Genomic DNA, 21,858 nt, shown 5'->3' with positions numbered 1-21,858 from the left:
GCAGGGTGAGATGAGCGACGATGAGGCGACCGGACTCCGCGCGGGACGACCAGCCCGTCCGGTCGAACGATCCCGACACGACCGATCCCGACGCGACCGATCGCCACGACGAGCCGCCCGATCCGTTTGACGAGGCGGCCACGGCCAGGGTGGTCATCGACGCGCGGGGCACCGTGACGGACTGGAGCGAGGGCGCCCGCAGGCTCCTCGGCCACCGGCCGTCGGAGATCATCGGCCGGCCGGCCGCCGGGCTGCTCGCGGACGGTGCGATGGCGCGGTCCCGCTCCGGCACGCCCGATCCGGTGGAGCTGGACCCGGCGGCGCTGGACCCGGCCGCCCTGCCGGACCGATGGAGCGGGACGGTGACGCTGCTGCACCGCAACGGCGAGCGTCTGGACGTACGGCTGCTGGCACACCGCCGTACGACGGACGACGGCGCCACCGAGTGGTTTCTCGTCTCCCCGCTGACGGGGACGGCCCCGCGCTCCGAGGACCCGGATTCCGAGGACCCGGATTCCGAGGACCCGGATTCCGAGGATCCGCGCCTGCTCGAACTGGTCTTCATGCAGTCGCCCTGTCCGATGGCCGTCTACGACGCGCGGCTGCGGCTGCGGCACGTGAGCGAAGACATGGAACGACTGCTGGGCCTCGCCGAGGACGACGTACGCGGGCTGCGGCTGCCCGAGGCCATGCCCGCCCCGGAGATCGACAACACCGAACGGCACATGCTGCGGGCGCTGGAGACCGGCGAATCGCAACGCCTCGAATTCTCGCTGCGCCTGCCGGGCCGCGACCAGGAGTTCGCCTGGTCGGTGTCCATCGCCCCGCTGCGCGACGGCGACGGCCGGACCTGCGGTGTCGTCGTGGCGGTACACGACATGACCAAGCAGAACCGGGCCCAGCAGCGGCTGCTTCTCGTGAACGAGGCAAGTACCCGTATCGGCAGCGCCCTCGACGTCGCGAGCACCGCGCAGGAACTGGCCGATGTCGCGGTCCCCGTCCTCGCCGACTACGTCACGGTCGATTTGCTCCCCGAGGTCAGCGGGGGCAGCCGCGAGACCCCCGCGGGACCGCTGCCCGGCCACATCAGGCTGCGGCGCGTGGCCCTCCGGTCCGTCCTCGATGGGGCCCCCGAAGCCGCGGTCGAGCTCGGGGACACCTCCTTCTACCCCGACAGCTCACCCGCCGCCGAGTCCCTGCTCACCCAGCGGGGCGTCATGAAGAGGGTGACGGACTCCTCCGTGGCCATCTGGGAGCTCACCGACCCGGTGCGCGCCGCCAAACTGCGCGCGTTCAAGTTCCACTCGAACATGGCCGTACCCCTGCGTGCCCGCGGCGCCATCCTCGGTGTGGCCACCTTCTCCCGGCACCGGAGCCCGGCCCCCTTCGAACTGGACGATCTGCTGCTCGCCGAGGAGATCACGGCGCGGGCGGCCGTCTGTATCGACAACGCCCGCCGGTACACGCGCGAACGAGAAACGGCGCTCGCCCTCCAGCGCAGCCTGCTGCCGCGCGCGCTGCCCGACCACGCGGCGGTCGAGTTCGCCTTCCGCTACCTCCCCGCGGACACGGGAGCCGGGGTCGGCGGCGACTGGTTCGACGTGATCCCGCTGTCCAGCTCGCGGGTGGCCCTGGTCGTGGGCGACGTGGTCGGCCACGGCGTCCAGGCGTCGGCCACGATGGGCCGGCTGCGTACGGCCGTCCGTACCCTCGCCGATGTCGATCTGCCGCCCGACGAACTGCTCACCCACCTCGACGACCTCGTCAACCATCTGGCCGCGGAGGCGTCGAGCGGACAGAACGCGGGTGCCGCGGCCGAGGGCGCCGGGGATGTCGGCGCCACCTGCCTCTACGCGGTCTACGACCCGGTGTCCCGGCGCTGTTCCCTCGCACGCGCCGGACACCCGCAGCCCGCGATGGTCACCCCGGACGGCACCGTCGACTTCCTCGACCTGCCCGCGGGGCCCCCGCTCGGTCTGGGCAATCTGCCCTTCGAATCCGTCGAGGTGGAGCTGCGCGAGGGCAGCGTGCTCGCGCTGTTCACCAACGGGCTCGTCGAATCACGCGAGCGCGGTATCGACGAATCGTTCGCCGCGCTGCGCACCGCCCTCGCACAGCCCGCCGCGCCGCTGGAGGACACCTGCGACAACGTACTGAAGGCGCTGCTCCCCAGCCGCCCGGCCGATGACGTCGCGCTGCTCCTCGCCCGTACCCGCGCTCTCGACGCGAACCAGGTCGCGACGTGGGAGCTGGACTGCGATCCCGCCGGGGTGGCCCAGGCGCGCAGGGACGTCGCCGGACAACTGGCCGCCTGGGGGCTGGAAGAGGCCGTCTTCACCACGGAACTGGTGGTCAGCGAACTGGTCACCAACGCCATCCGATACGCCGAGGCACCCATTCAGCTGCGCCTCATCCATGACCGCAGCCTCATCTGTGAGGTCTCGGACGGGAGCAACACCGCCCCGCATCTGCGCCGGGCCCGGGTGTTCGACGAGGGGGGCCGCGGCCTCCTGCTCGTCGCTCAGCTCACCCAGAGCTGGGGCACCCGCCAGGGCACGGCCGGCAAGACCATCTGGGCCGAACAGGCGCTTCCCGTGGCCGGGATCTGAGACGGGCCGGGACCTGAGACTGGTCGGGATCTGAGACGGGCCGGGACCTGAGACTGGTCGGGATCTGAGACCTGCCGACCGGAGGCCGGTGGGGGCGACGCGCGGTGAGTGAGCGGTGCTGGACGATGATGGGCTGGTGCGACTCGAAGCGATCACGTGGGAGCGGCTGACCGAGGCCGTCGCCGACCGGGTGCTGGAGACCGGGGCGGCGGACGGCGGTCCCTGGCTCCGTGTCGCCATCGACGGCGCACCGGCCGCCGGGACCGGCGAGCGGGCCGCCGCGCTCGCGGAGGCGCTGCGCGTACGAGGCCGGTCCGTACTGGTCGTCGGGACCTCCGGATTCCTGCGGCCGGCGTCGCTGCGGTACGAGTACGGGCGCGAGGACCCGGAGTCGTACTACAGCGGCTGGTTCGACACCGGGGCGCTGTGGCGGGAGGTCTTCGGGCCGCTGGAGCCCGGCGGTACCGGGCGGGTGCTGCCCGACCTCTGGGACCCGGCCACCGACCGGGCGACCCGCAGCCCGCACCGCGAACTCGCGCCCGGCGGTGTGCTGGTGCTGCACGGACCGCTGCTGCTGGGGCACTGGTTCCCGTTCGACCTCACGGTGCATCTGAGGCTGTCGCCGGCCGCGCTCCGGCGCCGTACCGACGAGCGCGAACGCTGGACGCTTCCCGCTTTCGAGCGGTATGAGCGGGAGACGGACCCGGCCGGGGCCGCCGATGTGGTCGTACGGACGGACGATCCGCGCCATCCGGCGTGGGGCGGCCTCGGCTGAACGGCCGTGCCGGGGCGACCTCGGACCTGGGCTGACGGCTGCGGACCGACGGTTTCGGACGGCGTGGGGCTCCGCTGCTGCCCCCCGCGTCAGGGTCGGCCACCCACTGTCGCCACCGCTCGCGCCCCCGCCCCGCAGCCCGCCGCCGCGGCCGCCACCGGGTCCGCCCCCGCGAGCCGGGCAGCGAGGAACGCGCCAGTGAAGGCGTCGCCCGCACCCGTCGAGTCCACGGCACGCGCCGGGACCGGCGGGACCCGGGCCGTGACGGTCCCCGCCTCCGCCACCAGCGCGCCGTCCCCGCCCAGGGTCACCACCGCCACCCCCGCCCGCCGGCTCAGCGCGGCGGCCGCGTCCGCCACGCTCGTCAGCCCGGTGAGGAGCCTGGCCTCGTCCGCGTTCGGGAGCAGCGTCTCCACGTCCTTCGCCGACGCCAGAAAACGGTCCGCGCCCAGCTCCTTGATGAACCCCGCGGAGGCGGGGTCCACACTCACCGGGATGCCGCGCTCCCCGGCTGATTCCATTGCGGCGAGGGCCAGTTGCCGGCTCGCCCCCGCGAAGAAGAGATAGCCGGAGAGATGCATCCGGCCGACCCCGTCCAGCAGGGAAGGCGACCAGTCGGCGGGAGACAGCCGCAGCGCGGCGCCGCTGTCGGTGAGCAGGGTGCGCTCGGCGGACGCGTCGACCAGACAGATCACCGTCGCGGTCGGCACCCGGTCGTCGACGACGAGACGTGGACGTACCCCCGCCTGTCGCAGCCGCTCCTCGTGCCACTCCCGCGCCTCCGTCCCCACCCGCGCCAGGAGCCGTACGTCCGCGCACCCGGAGCGCGCCGCCCAGCAGGCCGCGTTGGCCCCGGCGCCGCCCGGCAGCGTACGGATCTCGGCGGCCGTGTCCGTGCCGTGCGCGAGCGGGGTGCGGTAGCGGGCCACCACATCGGTGACCACGTCCCCGATCACCAGCAGCCCACCGCCCGTGGCACCGGCGCTCATCCGCCCGCCGCGGTCCGCGCCGCCGTGGTCCGTGCCACCGCGATGCGCGCCGCGAGCCACACATTGCCGCGCACCGCCGCGAGATTGGCCTCCAGCGACGCGCCGCCCGTCCGCCGCATCAGCTGGTCCAGCAGGAACGGAGTGACGGCCTGGCCGCTGATACCCCGCTCATGACACTCCGTCAGCGCCTCCGCGAGCACCGCGTCGTGCAGCCTCGGATCCAGCTGCTCCGCTTCCGGTACGGGGTTGGCGACGATGAGTGCCGCCTCCGGCCCGCCGAGCGCGTCCTGAGCGTCCATCACCGCCGCGACCTCCTCGGGCGTACGGACCGTCCAGTCGACCGGCTCGCCGGACGAGGCCAGATAGAAGCCGGGGAACCGGTCGGTCCCGTAGCCGAGCACGCCGACGCCCAGCGTCTCCAGCCGCTGGAGCGTCGCCGGTACGTCGAGGATCGATTTGACGCCCGCGCACACCACGGTGATCCGGGTCCTGGCCAGCAGCCGCAGATCGGCCGACTCGTCCTGGGTGTCGGTCCAGCCGCGGTGGACCCCGCCGAGCCCGCCCGTCGCGAAGACCCGGATCCCGGCCCGCGCCGCCAGGAACGCCGTCGCGGACACGGTCGTCGCACCGCTCGCGCCCGCCGCGAGCGCGGGCGCCAGATCGCGCTGGCCCAGCTTCCGTACGGAGTCGTCCTGGGCGACCCGTTCCAACTGGTCCTTGGACAGGCCCACCTGGGGCCGGCCGTCCAGCACGGCGACCGTGGCGGGTACGGCGCCGCTGGACCGTACGAGCGCCTCCAGTTCCTCCGCGACCGCGAGATTGCGCGGGCGCGGCAGTCCGTGCGCGATGATCGTCGACTCCAGGGCGACCACGGGACGGTGCGCGGCGAGCGCCTCCCGTACCTCGGGGGAGAGCTGCGAAGTGATGTCTGGCATGTCCCCATCCATGGCACATCCCGCGCGGACGCAAACGTCGACGCGGGGAAACGCGCCGGGTGAACGCCCGCCCGATCCCTCGTGCCCCGATCCCCCGTGCCATGTGCCCCGTGCCATGTGCCCCGTGCCCGTGCCGGAGGGCGCGGTGCCGACCGCGCCCTCCACCGCTCGGGAATCACTCAGGCGGCCACCACCCCGTTCAGCGCGCCATGCGGATTGAGCACGTACTTCCGGCTCGCGCCGTGGTCGAACTCCTCGTAGCCGCGCGGGGCGTCCTCCAGCGAGATCACGGTGGCGTTGACGGCCTTCGCGATGTGGACCCGGCCGTGCAGGATCGCCATCGCCAGGCCGCGGTGATACTTCATCACCGGGCACTGTCCCGTGCTGAACGTGTGGCTCTTCGCCCAGCCCAGGCCCAGCCTGACCTTCAGCGTGCCGCTCTTGGCGTCGTCGTCGATACCGCCCGGGTCGTCGGTGACGTACAGCCCCGGGATACCGAGCGCGCCGCCCGCCCTGACCACACCCATAAGGGAGTTGAGGACGGTCGCGGGAGCCTCCTTGGAGTCCTTGCCGTGCGCGCGTGCCTCGAAGCCGACCGCGTCGACCGCGCAGTCCACCTCGGGCTCGCCCAGGATCTGGGCTATCTGGTCCTCGACCGATCCCTTGGTGAGATCCACGGTCTCACAGCCGAAACTGCGGGCCTGCGCGAGCCGTTCGGCGTTGAGATCGCCGACGATGACGACCGCGGCGCCGAGCAGCTGGGCCGAGGCCGCGGCGGCAAGACCGACAGGTCCCGCGCCCGCGACGTACACCGTGGAGCCGACGCCCGTGCCGGCCGTGACCGCGCCGTGGTAGCCGGTGGGGAAGATGTCCGACAGCATCGTCAGATCGAGCAGCTTCTCCAGCGCCGCGTCGCGGTCGGGGAAGCGCAGCAGGTTGAAGTCGGCGTACGGCACCATCACGTACTCCGCCTGTCCGCCGACCCAGCCGCCCATGTCGACGTAGCCGTACGCCGCGCCGGGACGGGCGGGATTGACGTTCAGACAGATACCGGTCTGGCGCTCCTTGCAGTTCCGGCAGCGGCCGCAGGCGATGTTGAAGGGCACCGACACGACATCGCCGACGTTGATGAACTCGACATCGGGGCCGCGCTCGATGACCTCACCGGTGATCTCGTGGCCGAGGACCAGACCTTCGGGTGCCGTGGTCCGGCCGCGCACCATGTGCTGGTCGCTGCCGCATATGTTGGTCGCGAGTACCTTGAGGATGACCCCGTGGCGGCATTTCCGGCCTACGTTCGCGGGGGCCACACCCGGCCCGTCCTGCAGTTCGAGCGTCGGGTATTCGGTGGTCCTCACATCCACCTCACCCGGCTTGATGTATGCGACTGCCTTGTTTCCTCCGCTCATCCTGACTCGCCGTCCCTTCGGCTCTCCTCGTCCAGCGGATGACTCGGCCTGTGTGCTGGAGACGGCCACCGTCCGGGCAGTGCGGCCGAGGTGCGTGCCGGTACGGGACGTGCCGGTACGGAACGTGTCCCTCCCCGGGGCAGGTCGCCCCGGGGAGACATCTGCGGCCCGCCGGGCTGTAAGCGCCGTGGTTCTCCACCGATAAGCCTAATCCCGGCACTGAAAGCGGACAAGTGGCGGTAAATGCGCATAATCCGGCCTGTTTCGGGTACGACAGGCGGCTCAGAAGAGTGGTTCCGGGAGCACGCCCTCCAGAGCCAGCAGCCGCCGCTTCGTCTCAAGGCCGCCCCCGAAGCCGCCGAGTCCGCCGTCGCTCTCCACCACGCGATGACACGGCACCACCACCGGCAGCGGGTTGGAACCCATCGCCGCGCCGACCGCCTGGGCGGCCGAGGGCCGGCCCACCCGCCTGGCCAGATCGCCGTAACCGACCACGGTGCCGTACGGGACGCCCGTCGCCAGCTCGCGCAGCACCTGCCGGTTGAAGCCCGTGGAGAGCGACCAGTCGAGCGGCAGCCCGAACTCCCGCAGCTCGCCCGCGAAGTACGCGGACAGCCTGCGTATCGGCTCGGCCAGCAGCCCCGACGCCGACTCGGCGGGCTCGGTGCCCAGCCGGTCCCTCAGCTGTCCGAGCGCCTTCTCCCGCACCGGTCCGTCGACATGGAAGACGACGCTCACCAGCCCCTGGCCGGTCGCGGCCAGCAGCAGCGGCCCGATGCCGGTCGGCACGACCGTCCACTCCACCGGCGACCGCCCGTAGTTGTCCATGCCGACCACGGTACGGGCCACCACCGACAACGGCCCCGGGGCCGGTCTCCGGCCCCGGCGCACCGGCCTCAGCCCACCGCGTCCCGCACCAGGTCCGGCTTGTTGGTGATGATCCCGTCCACGCCGAGATCCCGGACGCGCACCGCGCCCGCCGCGTCGTCGACCGTCCAGGTGCTCACCGTGAGCGGCTTGCCGTGCGGGCCCCTGAGCCGGTGCACCGCGGCCACATAGTCGCCGGTGAGCGCCGCGTGCGCCGGGTTGATCTGGTCCGTGAACGCCGCGTACGCGGGCAGATCGGCCACCGCGGGCGCGCCCAGGAAGCCGGTCGTGAGGTCCGGGCGCAGCTGGTGCACCGTACGGATGCTGTCCGCGCCGAAGCTCTGGATGACCAGCTTGTTCCGGACGTGCGAGCGGCTGAGCCAGCCCTCCTGGCCCAGCACCCGCAGGATGTCCTTCTCGACGCCGGGGTACTGCTCGGGTGCCTTGATCTCCAGGAGCAGCTTCTGCCGGTTGGACTCGACGGCGTCCAGATACTGCCGCAGCGTGGGTACGCGCTCGCCCGTCCACCGCTCGCCGAACCAGCTGCCCGCGTCCAGCCGGGCGATCTCCGCCGCCGTGAAGTCCTTGACCTTCCAGGGCGCCCGGTCGGGGAAGACCTCTTCCACGTCGGTGGTCCGCCGGAGGTTGTCGTCGTGGATCACCACGAGCCGGCCGTCCTTGGTGCGCTGGACGTCGTTCTCCACCCAGTCGATGCCCAGGTCATCGGCCGCTTCGACGGCCGCGAGCGTGTTCTCCGGGGCGTAGGCGGAGGCGCCGCGGTGCGCGATGACGACCGGGCTCCCGCCCCTGGGCCCGGCGGCCGGGCCGGCGCTCGCGGTGGCGGCACCGGGCAGGACCAGTGCCGTGACTCCCAGCAGTGCGGCGGCCGTTGTCACTGAGGTGCGTGTGGACACGTGTACTCCTCGCGTCGTGCGATGACGGTCGGCCAGAGCGTGGCAGCCCCCGGCCAACGGGGAACAGGCGAAGGCTGGCCACCACGTGAAGTCACGCGGTGGACCGGGACGACGGGGTGAGACCATGAAGCCACACCGGCGCGGGGCCGCCCCGTATCGTGGGTTCGCGCCGTTTCGTGTCGACAAAACGCCGGTCGCCTGTTTGCTAACCGGGCCGGCCGTCCTACCCTCGCCCGAGCCGGCGCTTTCGCACAGGGAGCACGAGGGGTGAGGGGCATACCGCTATGCAGGGCACGATCGACGGATTCAGCTACGGTCTCGTCACCCCCGTAGTGGCCTTTCTGATGGCCTGCCTCGGCGCGGCTCTGGGCCTGCGCTGCACGGCGAGATCCCTCCGTACCAGACGCTCCTGGAAGCCCGGCGGGCTCGCGCTGGGATCGGCCGCGATCGGCTCCGGTGTCTGGACGATGCACTTCATCGCGATGATGGGGTTCAGTGTCTCGGAGGTGCCGGTCGGCTACGACCGGCTCACGACGTTCGCCAGCCTCGTCGTGGGGATCGTCATGGTCGGGGTGGGGATATTCATCGTGGGGTACCGCGGCACGACCCCGATGACCCTCGTCACCGGCGGCATCATCACCGGCCTCGGTTTCGCCACCATGCACTACCTCGGCATGGCCGGTTTGCGGCTGCAGGGCCGCGTCGGATACGACACCGTCACCGTCGCGCTCTCCGTCATGATCGCCGTCGTCGCGGCGACGGCGGCGCTCTGGGTGGTCGTCTCGCACCGCGGGTTCCTGGCCGGTCTGGCCGCCAGCGCGGTGATGGGCGTCGCGTCGACCGGAATGCACTACACCGCGATGGCCGCGGTCCACGTCCACCTGGACGGCGCCGTCGACGACTCGGGCGGCGCCCCGCCCACCGAACTGCTGGCCCCGATGCTGGTCGGCCCGGCGTTCTTCCTGCTGCTGGCCGGGGTGGCCGTGCTGGTCGATCCGCTGCTGGTGACGGGCCGTCCCGAGCGGTCACGCTCCGCGGGGTCCGTGACCGGGCCGTGCGGGCGCGGCGGCGTGCCCGCCCAGCGGATCAGGCCGCGGCCCGCCCTTCGCGAGCACGCCGACCGTACGGCCGCCCGCTCCCCGCGCCGCGGCTCCCAGGACCTCCACGACCGGTGACGCGGGTGAGCAGACGGTCACCCCGGGTGATCCGCCACCGCTCACCGCCCCACTGTCGGTGCGGGGTCGTACGGTGGATCCATGCGGCCCGTTTCCAAGATCGAACGTACGGTGGCGCCTTTCGAGGTCGTCAGCTCCTACCAGCCCAGTGGCGACCAGCCGACGGCCATCGCCGACCTGGAGCGGCGTGTCCGCGCGGGCGAGAAGGACGTCGTCCTGCTCGGCGCGACCGGCACGGGAAAGTCGGCGACGACCGCCTGGATGATCGAGAAGCTCCAGCGGCCCACGCTCGTGATGGCGCCGAACAAGACGCTCGCCGCCCAGCTGGCGAACGAATTCCGCGAGCTGCTGCCCAACAACGCCGTCGAGTACTTCGTCTCGTACTACGACTACTACCAGCCCGAGGCGTACGTCCCCCAGTCGGACACCTACATCGAGAAGGACTCCTCCATCAACGAGGAGGTGGAGCGGCTGCGCCACTCCGCGACGAACTCCCTTCTCACCCGGCGCGACGTGATCGTCGTCGCCTCGGTCTCCTGCATCTACGGCCTCGGTACGCCCCAGGAGTACGTGGACCGGATGGTGCCGCTGAAGGTCGGCCTTGAGCTGGACAGGGACCAGCTGCTGCGCCGCTTCGTCGACATCCAGTACACGCGCAACGACCTCGCGTTCACCAGGGGCACCTTCCGGGTCCGGGGCGACACCATCGAGATCTTCCCGGTCTACGAGGAGCTGGCCGTCCGCATCGAGATGTTCGGCGACGAGATCGAGGCGCTCTCCACGCTCCACCCGCTCACCGGCGAGGTCATCAGCGACGACGAGGAGCTGTACATCTTCCCGGCGAGCCACTACGTGGCCGGCCCCGAGCGCATGGAGAAGGCGGTCAACGGCATCGAGCGGGAGCTGGAGACCCGGCTGGCCGAGCTGGACAAGCAGGGCAAGCTGCTGGAGTCACAGCGACTGCGGATGCGTACGACGTACGACATCGAGATGATGCGCCAGATCGGCTCCTGCTCGGGGATCGAGAACTACTCGATGCACTTCGACGACCGCGCGCCCGGCTCCGCGCCCAACACGCTCCTCGACTACTTCCCCGAGGACTTCCTGCTGGTCATCGACGAGTCGCATGTCACCGTGCCGCAGATCGGCGCGATGTACGAGGGGGACGCGTCCCGCAAGCGGACGCTGGTCGACCACGGCTTCCGGCTGCCGTCCGCACTCGACAACCGCCCGCTGAAGTGGGAGGAGTTCCAGCAGCGGATCGGCCAGACCGTCTATCTCTCCGCCACCCCTGGGACCTACGAGCTGTCCCGCTCCGACGGCTTCGTGGAGCAGATCATCCGTCCCACCGGCCTGATCGACCCCGAGGTCGTCGTCAAGCCCACGGAGGGCCAGATCGACGATCTGGTCCATGAGATCCGCGAGCGGACCGCGAAGGACGAGCGCGTCCTGGTGACCACGCTCACCAAGAAGATGGCCGAGGACCTCACCGACTACTTCCTGGAGCTGGGCATCCAGGTGCGGTACCTGCACAGCGACGTGGACACCCTGCGCCGCGTCGAGCTGCTGCGTGAGCTGCGCGCCGGTGAGTACGACGTCCTCGTCGGCATCAACCTGCTGCGTGAGGGCCTCGACCTCCCGGAGGTCTCCCTGGTGGCGATCCTCGACGCCGACAAGCAGGGCTTCCTGCGCTCGGGCACCTCACTGATCCAGACCATCGGCCGGGCCGCGCGCAATGTGTCCGGCCAGGTCCATATGTACGCGGACAAGATCACGCCGGCGATGGCGCAGGCGATCGACGAGACGAACCGGCGCCGTGAGAAGCAGATCGCGTACAACACCGAGCGCGGTATCGACCCCCAGCCGCTCCGCAAGAAGATCAACGACATCGTCGCGACCATCGCGCGCGAGGAGGTCGACACCGAGGCCCTGCTCGGCACGGGCTACCGGCAGTCGAAGGACGGCAAGCCGGCCAAGGCCCCGGTCCCCTCGCTCGGGGCGAAGGCCGCGAAGGGCGGCAAGGCCGGGACCGCGGGCGCGGTGCTCACCGACCGGCCCGCCGCCGAACTGGCCGGGATCATCGAGGAGATGACCGACCGGATGCGGGCCGCCGCCGCCGAGCTGCAGTTCGAGATCGCCGCGCGGCTGCGCGACGAAGTGGGCGAACTCAAGAAGGAATTGCGGCAGATGAGGGAGGCGGGACTCGCCTGACACACCGGGACACCTGGTGTGTTGCAAGACCGACACAAAAACGGTCCACGTCTCCTGCGCTGTCCGCGTGACTGCGTAGGGTGCTGCGCAACCGCATACGGACGGTTGCGGGGGAACCATTCGAGAGGGGACAGCGCGTGGCGGACGTATCCAAGGGCGGCGCGCCCGGAGGCCCTGGCGTCAATCTGACCAAGGGTCAGGCCATCAGCCTGGAGAAGAGGGGTGGCGGCACCCTGACGGCCGTGCGCATGGGGCTCGGCTGGCAGGCCGCCCCGCGCCGGGGCCTGTTCGGCTCCCGTACCCGCGAGATCGACCTGGACGCCTCGGCGGTGCTGTTCGCCGACAAGCAGCCGGTCGACGTGGTCTTCTTCCGTCATCTCGTCAGCGACGACGGCTCGGTACGGCACACCGGCGACAACCTCGTCGGCGGCGCGGGCCAGGGCGGCGACGACGAGGCGATCCTCGTCGACCTCCAGCGGATCCCGGTCCATATCGACCAGATCGTCTTCACGGTGAACTCGTTCACCGGCCAGACGTTCCAGGAGGTCCAGAACGCCTTCTGCCGCATCGTCGACGAGACCAACGGCCAGGAGCTGGCCCGCTACACGCTCGACGGCGGGGGCCAGTACACCGCGCAGATCATGGCGAAGGTCCACCGCGTCGGCTCCGGCTGGCAGATGACGGCCCTCGGCAACCCGGCCAACGGCCGTACGTTCCAGGACCTGATGCCGTCGATCCTGCCGCATCTGTAGGACGCGGCGACGCCGTTGTCCCGTACGCGCAGCTCCCGGAGGCCGGCGCAGGCCACCGGGGGCTGCCGCGCCTCCGGCGTCGCACCGCACCCTCGCCCCCGCACCTGAGCATCCGCACCGGAACACCCGTACAGAGCTGTACGCCCACAGAGCTGTACACCCACACCTGGACACCGACGCGTAACCAATGAGGGGACAGAGGCGATGACGGCCGAGCTGGTCCGGGGGCAGAACCACCCCTTGCCCCACACCCGACTGGAGATCCGGGTGACGGCCGGCACCCCGGTCATCGGGTGCGCGACGCTCGCGGACGACCGGGGCACCATCGGCGGCACGGAGTGGATCGTCCACCCCGGTTCGCCCTCGCTCCCGGGCATCGAGGTGTCCCGCCAGGCCGCCGCGGGCCTGCGCTTCCATGTCGATCTCGACGCCCTGCCCCCGCGCGTGCGGCTGGTGCGCGCGCTGCTCGCTCTCCCCGAGGGGGTCGGCGGTCCCGCCCGCTTCGGCGCCACCGCGGCCCCCTTCGCGGCCGTCACCGCCACCGGGGGCGCGGAGATCGCCAGCTTCACCCTCACCGGACTGGACTCCGAGACCGCCGTCGTGGCCCTGGAGCTGTACCGCCGCCAGGGCGCCTGGAAGGTCAGGGCCGTCGGCCAGGGGTACGCGGGCGGCCTCGCCGAGCTCTTCGGCGACCAGGGTCTGCCGCAGGCCCTGGTCTTCGCCGCCGGTATCCAGGAGGCGGTGGCCCGGCATCTGGCCGACGCCGTACAGACACCGCTGCCGGGTGCGGCGGACGGCAGACGGCGCAGGTCCGAGGGGCTGCCCCCGGCTCCGGGGCCCGCCCCCGCGCCGCAGTCCGCGCCCGACACCGTGCCATCCGCCGGGCCGTCGCCCTCCGGACCGCCATCGCCCGGCGGTCCGCACCCCGGTACGGGCGGGACGGGCGATGTGGGCGGCGCGGGCGGGGCGGTCAACTACACGCATCCGGGCCGCCGTACCTCCACGCCTCCGACTCCGCCCCCGGCCACGGCCCCCGCGCAGCCGGGCCGCCCGCCCCGCCCCGTCGCGGGCGACGCCACGGGCTGGTCCATGGACGAGCGCCTCTACAACCAGGTCTGGGGCATGTTCGAGGACCTGGCTCGTACGGTCGCCGCGTACCGCAGCGCCATGGACTTCGCCGAGTCGCGGCTCGACCAGGAGCTGGACGGCGTCCTGTCCGACCCCCGCCGGCGCATCGGCGGCGCGGGAGACACCGCCCGCGAGGCCGCCCGCGCCAAGCACGACCAGCTCGCCGGCCAGGCGCGCGAGGCCCTCGACCGCGATCTCGCCCAGCTCGTGGCCGAGTCCGAGGTCGTCGAGCCCGCGCTGCCGCCCGCCTACGCCCGCTGGGACAACCCCGTCTGGCACGGCTACCGCGTACCGATGGAGATCCCGATGGCGCTCCGCCTCGGCGATGTCCATCTGCCCGAGCGTCCCGACCTGCGGATACCGATGCTGGTGCGGCTGCCCCTGGAGCGCGGGCTCTGGGTCGACAGCGGCCGTTCCGGCTCCGAGGCCGCGCTGATGATGGACGACGCCCAGCTGCGCGGGCTGGCCATGGACACCGCGGTCGCCCATGCCGCGCGTCTCCTGGCCGTCTACCCGCCGGGCGAGTTCACCGTCCATGTGATCGACCCGGCCGGCTCGGGGGCGCGCTCACTGGTCCCGCTGACCGCCTCCGGGGTGCTGGACCAGCCGCCCGCGGCGGGCGCCGGGGGAGTGTCGACCGTCCTCGCGGCGCTCACGCAGCGGGTGGATCTGGTGCAGATGGCGGTTCGCGCGGGGGCGGCCGAATCCCTGCCGCCCGGTCTCGACACCGCCGAGCAGCTGCTGATCGTCAATGACTTCCCGCACGGCTTCGACGACCGCGCGGTCACCCAGCTGCGCTATCTCGCCGACGAGGGGCCCGCCGTCGGTGTGCATCTGCTGATGGTCGCGGACCGCGAGGACGCGAGCGGCTACGGACCGGTGCTCGATCCGCTCTGGCGGACCCTGCTCCGGGTCACCCCCGTCCCGGACGATCACCTCGCCGATCCCTGGGTGGGCCATGCCTGGACGTACGAACCACCGGCGGTGCCGCCGCGGAGCGGGGTGCTGCGACAGGTGCTGGAACAGGTGGCGTCCGCTCGCCGTACGTGGCGTCGCTGATCCCCTCTGAACCGCTCTGACCTGCACACTTGGCGATCGTTTACCTCTTTCTTTACCTTTCCTTGGCCTTTCCTGTACTCTTCTTGGCAGCGGAGGGGAGTACTCCCACATCGCGACGTGCCCGTCAATACGGATCGCCATCGATCCCGGGGCGTCGGCCCGGGGAGCGGCGGAAGCCGCCCGGGTGGAAGAGACCTCCGGCAGCGACGACGCTGATTTGTAGCCGTACGAAGCCGGAGGCACAGTGGACGTTTCCATGAATCTTTGGGTGCTGACCATTCTCGGTCTGTCCGCCCTGATCGCTGTCGACTTCTTCATCGGGCGCAAGCCCCATGACGTGTCGATGAAGGAAGCCGGTATCTGGACGATCGTCTGGATCGCCCTCGCCGCGCTGTTCGGCCTCGGTCTGATGGTGTTCGGGACGGGCCAGGCGTCCGGCGAGTTCTTCGCCGGCTTCATCACCGAGAAGTCGCTCAGTGTCGACAATCTCTTCGTCTTCGTCCTGATCATGGCGAAGTTCTCGGTTCCCACACATCTGCAACAGCGCGTGCTGCTCATCGGTGTGCTGATCGCCCTGGTCCTGCGCGCGATATTCATCGCGGCCGGTGCCGCGATCATCGCCAGCTTCTCGTGGGTCTTCTTCATCTTCGGCGCGTTCCTGATCTACACCGCCTGGAAGCTCATCCAGGAGGCACGCTCGGACGACGAGGAAGAGGAGTTCGAGGAGAACCGTCTCCTGAAGTCCATCGAGAAGCGCTTCGGGGTCGCCGACAAGTACCACGGCACCAAGCTCTTCATCCGGAGCAACGGCAAGCGGATCCTGACCCCGCTGATGGTGGTCATGCTGGCCATCGGCACCACCGACGTGCTGTTCGCGCTGGACTCCATCCCCGCGATCTTCGGTCTGACCCAGGACCCGTACATCGTCTTCACCGCCAACGCCTTCGCCCTGATGGGTCTGCGGCAGCTCTACTTCCTCATCGGGGGGCTGCTCAAGAAGCTGGTGCACCTCAGCTACGGCCTGTCGGTCATCCTGGGCTTCATCGGTGTGAAGCTGGTGCTCCACGCGCTGCACGAGACCGGGGTGCATGTCCCCGAGATCTCCATTCCGGTCTCGCTGGCGGTCATCTGTGGTGTCCTGATCATCACCACGATCACGAGCCTGATCGCCTCGAAGAAGCAGGCGGAGCGCGACGCGGCCGCCGCCGAGACGGACAGCGGCAAGGACAGCAAGGACAGCGTCGAGGCCTGATCCGCACGGTACGGCCTGATCCGCACTACGGCCAGATCCTCGCGGTCCGGCCTGATCCGCGCGGAGCGGGCGCAACGGAGAGGGGGCGAGCGGCAGTACTGCCGCTCGCCCCCTCTTTCGCGTCAGCGCTCTCGCGTCAGCGGAGAGCCGGACCCGCCGTCACCAGCCCCGCGCCCGCCAGGCCGCGAGGTGCGGGCGCTCGGCGCCGAGGGTGGAGTCGTTGCCATGGCCCGGGTAGATCCACGCCTCGTCCGGCAGCGCCGCGAAGATCTTGGTCTCGATCCCGTCCATCAGGCTCGCGAAGTCCGCCGGGGTCCCGGTCCTCCCGGGGCCACCGGGGAACAGGCAGTCGCCGGTGAACAGATGCGCGTGGTCGTGCGGGTCGTCGTAGACCAGCACGATCGAGCCGGGGGTGTGACCCACCAGACGCAGGGCGGTGAGCTCGATCTCACCGACGCGGATCGTGTCCCCGTCCTCGACCGGGACATCGGTGGGGACGGGGATGGCCTCGGCGTCGTACCGCCCCGCATACGTCCGCGCGCCCGTGGCCGCCACGACCTCGGCCAGGGCCTGCCAGTGGTCGCCGTGGCGGTGCGTGGTGACGACGGACGCGATGCCGTCGTCACCGATCAGGGTCAGCAGCGTGGCGGCGTCATTGGCCGCGTCGATCAGCAGCTGCTCGCCGGTGGCCCGGCAGCGCAGCAGATAGGCGTTGTTGTCCATCGGCCCGACGGCCACCTTGGAGATCATCAGGGCGGGCAGTTCATGCACATCCGCCGGTCCGCCGACCTTCACCGTTCCGCTGTACGTCATACGGATCAGCCTATAGCGGGGGCAGTACGGGGAGGGGGCCGTCCGGAGACTTCAGGGCGGCGCCGTCCCTGCGGCCCGCGAGCCAGCCCATCAGGTCCGCGGCGGGTCCGCTCACGGCGAGCGCGGTGCCCTCCGTACGGCCCGTACGCCAGCTCCGTCCGCCGGGCGCGGTCAGGACCAGCGGCGGGACCGCGGGGTTCCCGGAGAAGCGCTCCACGAGGAAGAGGGTCTCGCGCTCGGTGAACTCCTCGGAGAGGTCTTCCAGCTCGTGGCCGATGCCGAGATCGACATGGTGCAGCTCGATCTCGATCAGCCGGCGGAACGGAAGGCGGGCCGCCACGTCCGTGACGCCGTTGCGCATCGTGACGACGCGCGTCCAGTCGGCGGGCGCGGCGGCGGAATGCTGGAAGCCGTCGGCGGTGTTACGTACATCGGTGAGCTGTACGTCCAGCGGGCGGGACGCGTCCCGCCCGATGTCCGCGTCACGGGTTTCGGCGTCGCGGTACATGGGCTGGCCTTCGAGCACATTGACCAGTGCGTCCGCGTTCCTGGCGAGATGTGCCAGCACATGTCCCCGGCTCCAGCCCGGGAGCCGTGACGGTGCGGCGAGGGCCGCGTTGTCCAGTCGGGCGACCGCGCTGAGGAGCCGGTCCGTCGCTTCACGTACAGCCGCCAGGTCACGCTCGTGATCGATCATGGCGCCGACGATAGCGCCGCCACTCGATCGGGTGAAGACGGTGACGGGCGGCCGTAAATCGAATGCGCGTGCTATAGGCTCGGAAGAGGCATCCTGGCATGTAGGAATCCCGACCGGCGCTCCGAAGCCCGGCAAATCGACCACTTGGCAATCCATCGTTCTGGCGACCCCCATGAGTGTGGGAAGGGGGCTCCGCCCCTGGTTCTCTTCAGAAAGGTGCGGACAGGCGTGGCCGACCGTCTCATCGTCCGTGGCGCGCGCGAGCACAATCTCAAGAACGTGTCGCTCGACCTCCCCCGTGACTCCCTCATCGTCTTCACCGGGCTTTCCGGGTCGGGCAAGTCCTCTCTCGCGTTCGACACGATCTTCGCCGAGGGACAGCGCCGGTACGTGGAGTCCCTCTCCTCGTATGCCCGGCAGTTCCTCGGCCAGATGGACAAGCCGGACGTCGACTTCATCGAGGGGCTCTCCCCGGCAGTCTCCATCGACCAGAAGTCGACCTCGCGCAACCCGCGCTCGACGGTCGGCACGATCACCGAGGTCTACGACTACCTCCGGCTGCTCTTCGCCAGGATCGGCAAGCCGCACTGCCCCGAGTGCGGCCGGCCGATCTCGCGGCAGTCGCCGCAGGCCATCGTGGACCGGGTGCTCGAACTGCCCGAGGGCAGCCGGTTCCAGGTCCTCTCGCCGCTCGTCCGTGAGCGCAAGGGCGAGTTCGTCGATCTCTTCGCCGACCTGCAGACGAAGGGCTACAGCCGGGCCAGGGTCGACGGGCAGACGATCCAGCTCAGCGAGCCGCCCAAGCTCAAGAAGCAGGAGAAGCACACCATCGAGGTGGTGGTCGACCGCCTCACGGTGAAGGACAGCGCCAAGCGCAGGCTGACCGACTCGGTCGAGACCGCGCTCGGCCTCTCCGGCGGCATGGTCGTGCTCGACTTCGTCGACCTCCCCGAGGACGACCCCGAGCGCGAGCGGATGTACTCCGAGCATCTGTACTGCCCGTACGACGATCTCTCGTTCGAGGAGCTGGAGCCCCGCTCCTTCTCCTTCAACTCGCCCTTCGGCGCCTGCCCCGACTGCACCGGTATCGGTACGCGCATGGAGGTCGACCCGGAGCTGATCGTCCCCGACGAGGAGAAGTCACTCGACGAGGGCGCGATCCACCCCTGGTCCCACGGCCATACGAAGGAGTACTTCGGACGGCAGATCGGCGGCCTCGCCAAGGCCCTCGGGTTCCGTACGGACATCCCGTGGGCCGGACTGCCGCAGCGCGCCAGGAAGGCCCTGCTGTACGGCCACAAGACCCAGGTCGAGGTCCGGTACCGCAACCGGTACGGCCGCGAGCGCGCCTACACCAGCCCCGCCTTCGAGGGAGCGGTCTCCTTCGTCAAGCGGCGGCACACGGAAGCGGAGAGCGACACCAGCAGGGAGCGCTTCGAGGGCTATATGCGCGAGGTGCCCTGCCCGACCTGTGAGGGCACCCGCCTCAAGCCGATCGTCCTCGCGGTCACGGTCATGGAGAAGTCCATCGCCGAGGTCGCCGCGCTGTCGATCAGCGACTGCGCCGACTTCCTGGGCGAGCTGAGGCTGGACGCCCGGGACAAGAAGATCGCCGAGCGGGTGCTCAAGGAGGTCAACGAACGGCTGAAGTTCCTGGTCGACGTCGGTCTGGACTACCTCTCGCTGAACCGCGCGGCCGGGACCCTCTCCGGTGGCGAGGCCCAGCGGATCCGGCTCGCGACGCAGATCGGCTCGGGGCTGGTCGGGGTGTTGTACGTGCTGGACGAGCCGTCGATCGGTCTGCACCAGCGGGACAACCACCGGCTGATCGAGACCCTGGTGCGGCTGCGGGACATGGGCAACACCCTGATCGTCGTGGAGCACGACGAGGACACCATCAAGGTGGCCGACTGGGTGGTCGACATCGGCCCCGGCGCCGGTGAGCACGGCGGCAAGGTCGTGCACTCGGGACCGCTGAAGGGGCTGCTGGCCAACAAGGAGTCGATGACCGGCCAGTACCTCTCCGGGAAGAAGGCCATCCCGACCCCGGGCATCCGCCGGCCGGTCGACCCGGGCCGGCAGCTCACCGTGCACGGCGCCCGGGAGAACAATCTGCGGGACATCGACGTGTCGTTCCCGCTGGGTGTGTTCACGGCCATCACCGGTGTCTCGGGCTCCGGCAAGTCGACGCTGGTCAACGACATCCTGTACACGCATCTGGCGCGCGAGCTGAACGGCGCGAAGTCGGTGCCGGGCCGGCACACCCGGGTCGACGGCGACGATCTGGTCGACAAGGTCGTGCATGTCGACCAGTCGCCCATCGGCCGTACGCCCCGGTCCAACCCGGCCACGTACACCGGTGTCTTCGACCATGTCCGCAAGCTCTTCGCCGAGACGATGGAGGCCAAGGTCCGCGGTTACCTCCCCGGGCGCTTCTCCTTCAACGTCAAGGGCGGCCGCTGCGAGAACTGCTCGGGCGACGGCACGATCAAGATCGAGATGAACTTCCTGCCGGACGTCTACGTCCCGTGCGAGGTCTGCCATGGAGCCCGCTACAACCGGGAGACCCTGGAGGTCCACTACAAGGGCAAGTCCATCGCCGAGGTGCTGGACATGCCGATCGAGGAGGCCCTGGACTTCTTCGAGGCCGTCCCGACGATCTCGCGGCACCTCAGGACGCTCAACGAGGTCGGCCTCGGCTATGTCCGGCTGGGCCAGTCCGCGCCGACCCTCTCGGGCGGCGAGGCACAGCGGGTGAAGCTGTCGAGCGAGCTGCAGAAGCGGTCCACCGGCCGCACGGTCTACGTCCTGGACGAGCCGACGACCGGTCTCCACTTCGAGGACATCAGCAAGCTGATCACGGTGCTCTCCGGACTGGTCGAGAAGGGCAACACGGTGATCGTGATCGAGCACAACCTGGACGTCATCAAGACGGCGGACTGGGTGATCGACATGGGACCGGAGGGGGGCAACGGCGGCGGTCTGGTGATCGCGGAGGGCACCCCGGAGCAGGTGGCCGGAGTCCCGGCCAGCCACACCGGAAAGTTCCTGCGGGAGATCCTGGACGCCGAGAGCATCAGCGACGCGGCGCCGACGAAGAAGGCCACGACCCGCAGGACGGCGGCCAAGAAGCCACCGGCGAAGACGGCGGCGGCGAAGACGGTGGCGAAGAAGACCACCGCGCGCTCGCGCCGCGCGTGACCCAGGGGCGCGGGGGCGCGGGCGCGCGCACGGAGTGTCCGCGCCCACGCCTCGCGCCGCCTCGTCCGAACGGCTGTCCGTCTGAACCGGCTGTCCCACCGCTCCCGGACTCGGCACCATCCTGGGATGGACGTGACGGGTGTGGACACGACGGGTGCGGGCGAGACGGTTCTGACGGACGACGGGGTACGGCTCTGGGCCGCGCGCACGGGCGGCGACGCGGGCGAGCCCGTGATCCTCTGCCATGGCGGGCCGGGCCTCTGGGACACCCTGGAGGAGCCGGCCGCCCTGCTCCCCGGCAACCCCGCGTACCGCTGGGACCAGCGGGGCCCCGGCCGCTCCCAGCGCCCGGGCCCGTACAGCACCGACCGCCCGGTCGCCGACCTCGAAGCCGTACGGCGCCACTTCGGGCTGGAGCGGGTCACACTGCTCGGGCACTCCTGGGGCGCGCGGCCGGCCCTCGCGTACGCGCCGGCCCATCCCGCCCGGGTCGGCGGGCTGAACTATGTCTCGGGCACCGGCATCGACGACGACTCCACCTGGCATCCGGCGCACAAGGAGGCGTTCCACCGCAGGCTCGGCGAGCGCCCCGGCCGGCGGGAGCGCCGGCAGGAGCTGCGAGAGCGCGGCGACGGCCGTACGGACGCGGAGGACCGGGAGTACGCGGTCCTCCAGCGGTCGGTGGACTTCACCGACCACGACCGCGCCGAGGCACACGCCGAGGCCATGGCGACCCCGTGGTTCGGCGTCAACTACGCCTGCGACGCCGCCATCGGCGCGGAGCTGAAGCGGCCCTCGGCCACCCACGGACTGCGGGAGCGGTGCGCCGCGCTGCGTGTCCCCGTACTGCGTGTCCCCGTACTGATCGTGGACGGGGAGGACGACATCCGGCCCCGCTGGTCCGTGGACTCGCTGGAGAAGGCGCTCCCGGACGTGACCAGGACGACGCCGGCGGGCGCCGGACACCTGCCCTGGACCGAGGATCCGGAGGGTTTCCGGGCGGCGGTCGGGGCATTCCCCGGGGGCGTGCGCCACCGGCGGGGCAGCCGCTGAAGAGCCGCCGGAACGGCCC

The 21,858-nt window shown here is 70.9% G+C and carries 16 protein-coding genes; 9 read left to right on the top strand and 7 right to left on the bottom strand.

What is annotated here, in order from left to right; genetic code table 11:
- Positions 1–20: 20 nt before the first annotated feature.
- The gene (locus ACZ7LS_RS00150) at positions 21–2,609 is read left to right on the top strand and encodes a SpoIIE family protein phosphatase (protein ID WP_385132225.1); all 2,589 of its coding nucleotides are present in this window, start codon (positions 21–23) and stop codon (positions 2,607–2,609) included.
- Positions 2,610–2,745: 136 nt separating this feature from the next.
- Positions 2,746–3,384, top strand: a complete 639-nt coding sequence (locus ACZ7LS_RS00145) for a nucleoside/nucleotide kinase family protein (RefSeq protein ID WP_385132221.1) — start codon at positions 2,746–2,748, stop codon at positions 3,382–3,384.
- A gap of 89 nt (positions 3,385–3,473) precedes the next feature.
- Here ACZ7LS_RS00145 and ACZ7LS_RS00140 read toward each other — a convergent pair whose 3' ends face one another.
- The 5 genes from ACZ7LS_RS00140 to ACZ7LS_RS00120 all read right to left on the bottom strand — a co-directional run bounded on the left by ACZ7LS_RS00140 (position 3,474) and on the right by ACZ7LS_RS00120 (position 8,498).
- Positions 3,474–4,373, bottom strand: a complete 900-nt coding sequence (locus ACZ7LS_RS00140) for a carbohydrate kinase family protein (protein WP_385132218.1) — start codon at positions 4,371–4,373, stop codon at positions 3,474–3,476.
- Positions 4,370–5,308, bottom strand: a complete 939-nt coding sequence (locus tag ACZ7LS_RS00135; RefSeq protein WP_382525351.1) for a pseudouridine-5'-phosphate glycosidase — start codon at positions 5,306–5,308, stop codon at positions 4,370–4,372. Before ACZ7LS_RS00135 ends, ACZ7LS_RS00140 begins: the two co-directional genes overlap by 4 nt.
- Positions 5,309–5,487: 179 nt before the next feature.
- Positions 5,488–6,717, bottom strand: coding sequence for a formaldehyde dehydrogenase, glutathione-independent (fdhA, locus tag ACZ7LS_RS00130; RefSeq protein ID WP_382525349.1), 1,230 nt, complete (start codon positions 6,715–6,717; stop codon positions 5,488–5,490).
- Between the two features lie 282 nt (positions 6,718–6,999).
- Complete coding sequence (locus tag ACZ7LS_RS00125; protein WP_382525347.1) at positions 7,000–7,545, bottom strand: methylated-DNA--[protein]-cysteine S-methyltransferase; 546 nt, start codon at positions 7,543–7,545, stop codon at positions 7,000–7,002.
- Between the two features lie 68 nt (positions 7,546–7,613).
- Entirely contained in the window at positions 7,614–8,498 is an 885-nt protein-coding gene (locus ACZ7LS_RS00120) for a glycerophosphodiester phosphodiesterase (protein ID WP_382525346.1), read from the bottom strand.
- A 284-nt stretch (positions 8,499–8,782) separates the two neighbouring features.
- Between ACZ7LS_RS00120 and ACZ7LS_RS00115 the strand changes: the two genes are divergently transcribed.
- From ACZ7LS_RS00115 to ACZ7LS_RS00095, 5 genes are all read left to right on the top strand, one after another.
- Positions 8,783–9,673: an MHYT domain-containing protein gene (locus ACZ7LS_RS00115; RefSeq protein ID WP_382525344.1), complete on the top strand. Its 891-nt coding sequence runs from the start codon at positions 8,783–8,785 to the stop codon at positions 9,671–9,673.
- Between the two features lie 81 nt (positions 9,674–9,754).
- Positions 9,755–11,884, top strand: a complete 2,130-nt coding sequence (gene uvrB / locus ACZ7LS_RS00110) for an excinuclease ABC subunit UvrB (RefSeq protein WP_382525342.1) — start codon at positions 9,755–9,757, stop codon at positions 11,882–11,884.
- A 185-nt stretch (positions 11,885–12,069) separates the two neighbouring features.
- The gene (locus ACZ7LS_RS00105) at positions 12,070–12,636 is read left to right on the top strand and encodes a TerD family protein (RefSeq protein ID WP_385132394.1); all 567 of its coding nucleotides are present in this window, start codon (positions 12,070–12,072) and stop codon (positions 12,634–12,636) included.
- A 204-nt stretch (positions 12,637–12,840) separates the two neighbouring features.
- Positions 12,841–14,823 carry a TerD family protein gene (locus tag ACZ7LS_RS00100; protein WP_382525340.1) on the top strand — a complete coding sequence of 661 codons (1,983 nt, stop codon included), beginning with the start codon at positions 12,841–12,843 and terminating at the stop codon, positions 14,821–14,823.
- 244 nt (positions 14,824–15,067) lie between these two features.
- Positions 15,068–16,075: a TerC family protein gene (locus ACZ7LS_RS00095; protein ID WP_382525338.1), complete on the top strand. Its 1,008-nt coding sequence runs from the start codon at positions 15,068–15,070 to the stop codon at positions 16,073–16,075.
- Positions 16,076–16,234: 159 nt separating this feature from the next.
- Here the strand turns inward: ACZ7LS_RS00095 and ACZ7LS_RS00090 are convergent, their stop codons facing one another.
- Complete coding sequence (locus ACZ7LS_RS00090) at positions 16,235–16,888, bottom strand: MBL fold metallo-hydrolase (RefSeq protein ID WP_382530749.1); 654 nt, start codon at positions 16,886–16,888, stop codon at positions 16,235–16,237.
- A gap of 10 nt (positions 16,889–16,898) precedes the next feature.
- Entirely contained in the window at positions 16,899–17,585 is a 687-nt protein-coding gene (locus ACZ7LS_RS00085; RefSeq protein ID WP_385137165.1) for a maleylpyruvate isomerase family mycothiol-dependent enzyme, read from the bottom strand.
- 228 nt (positions 17,586–17,813) lie between these two features.
- Between ACZ7LS_RS00085 and uvrA the strand changes: the two genes are divergently transcribed.
- Positions 17,814–20,786, top strand: a complete 2,973-nt coding sequence (gene uvrA / locus ACZ7LS_RS00080) for an excinuclease ABC subunit UvrA (RefSeq protein ID WP_385137163.1) — start codon at positions 17,814–17,816, stop codon at positions 20,784–20,786.
- Between the two features lie 126 nt (positions 20,787–20,912).
- Positions 20,913–21,839, top strand: a complete 927-nt coding sequence (locus tag ACZ7LS_RS00075; protein WP_385137162.1) for an alpha/beta fold hydrolase — start codon at positions 20,913–20,915, stop codon at positions 21,837–21,839.
- The last annotated feature ends 19 nt before the right edge of the window (positions 21,840–21,858 follow it).

The organism is Streptomyces sp. NPDC039430 (genome assembly GCF_055639435.1).
This window is presented reverse-complemented; position numbering and strand designations above follow the sequence as displayed.

Excerpts from the sequence above, each read along its gene's own strand:
- ACZ7LS_RS00125 (WP_382525347.1), bottom strand. The coding sequence starts at position 7,545 with ATGGACAACTACGGGCGGTCGCCGGTGGAGTGGACGGTCGTGCCGACC.
- fdhA (WP_382525349.1), bottom strand. The coding sequence starts at position 6,717 with ATGAGCGGAGGAAACAAGGCAGTCGCATACATCAAGCCGGGTGAGGTG.
- ACZ7LS_RS00140 (WP_385132218.1), bottom strand. The coding sequence starts at position 4,373 with ATGAGCGCCGGTGCCACGGGCGGTGGGCTGCTGGTGATCGGGGACGTG.
- uvrB (WP_382525342.1), top strand. The coding sequence starts at position 9,755 with ATGCGGCCCGTTTCCAAGATCGAACGTACGGTGGCGCCTTTCGAGGTC.
- ACZ7LS_RS00100 (WP_382525340.1), top strand. The coding sequence starts at position 12,841 with ATGACGGCCGAGCTGGTCCGGGGGCAGAACCACCCCTTGCCCCACACC.
- ACZ7LS_RS00085 (WP_385137165.1), bottom strand. The coding sequence starts at position 17,585 with ATGATCGATCACGAGCGTGACCTGGCGGCTGTACGTGAAGCGACGGAC.
- ACZ7LS_RS00150 (WP_385132225.1), top strand. The coding sequence starts at position 21 with ATGAGGCGACCGGACTCCGCGCGGGACGACCAGCCCGTCCGGTCGAAC.
- ACZ7LS_RS00115 (WP_382525344.1), top strand. The coding sequence starts at position 8,783 with ATGCAGGGCACGATCGACGGATTCAGCTACGGTCTCGTCACCCCCGTA.
- ACZ7LS_RS00075 (WP_385137162.1), top strand. The coding sequence starts at position 20,913 with ATGGACGTGACGGGTGTGGACACGACGGGTGCGGGCGAGACGGTTCTG.
- ACZ7LS_RS00090 (WP_382530749.1), bottom strand. The coding sequence starts at position 16,888 with ATGACGTACAGCGGAACGGTGAAGGTCGGCGGACCGGCGGATGTGCAT.
- ACZ7LS_RS00135 (WP_382525351.1), bottom strand. The coding sequence starts at position 5,308 with ATGCCAGACATCACTTCGCAGCTCTCCCCCGAGGTACGGGAGGCGCTC.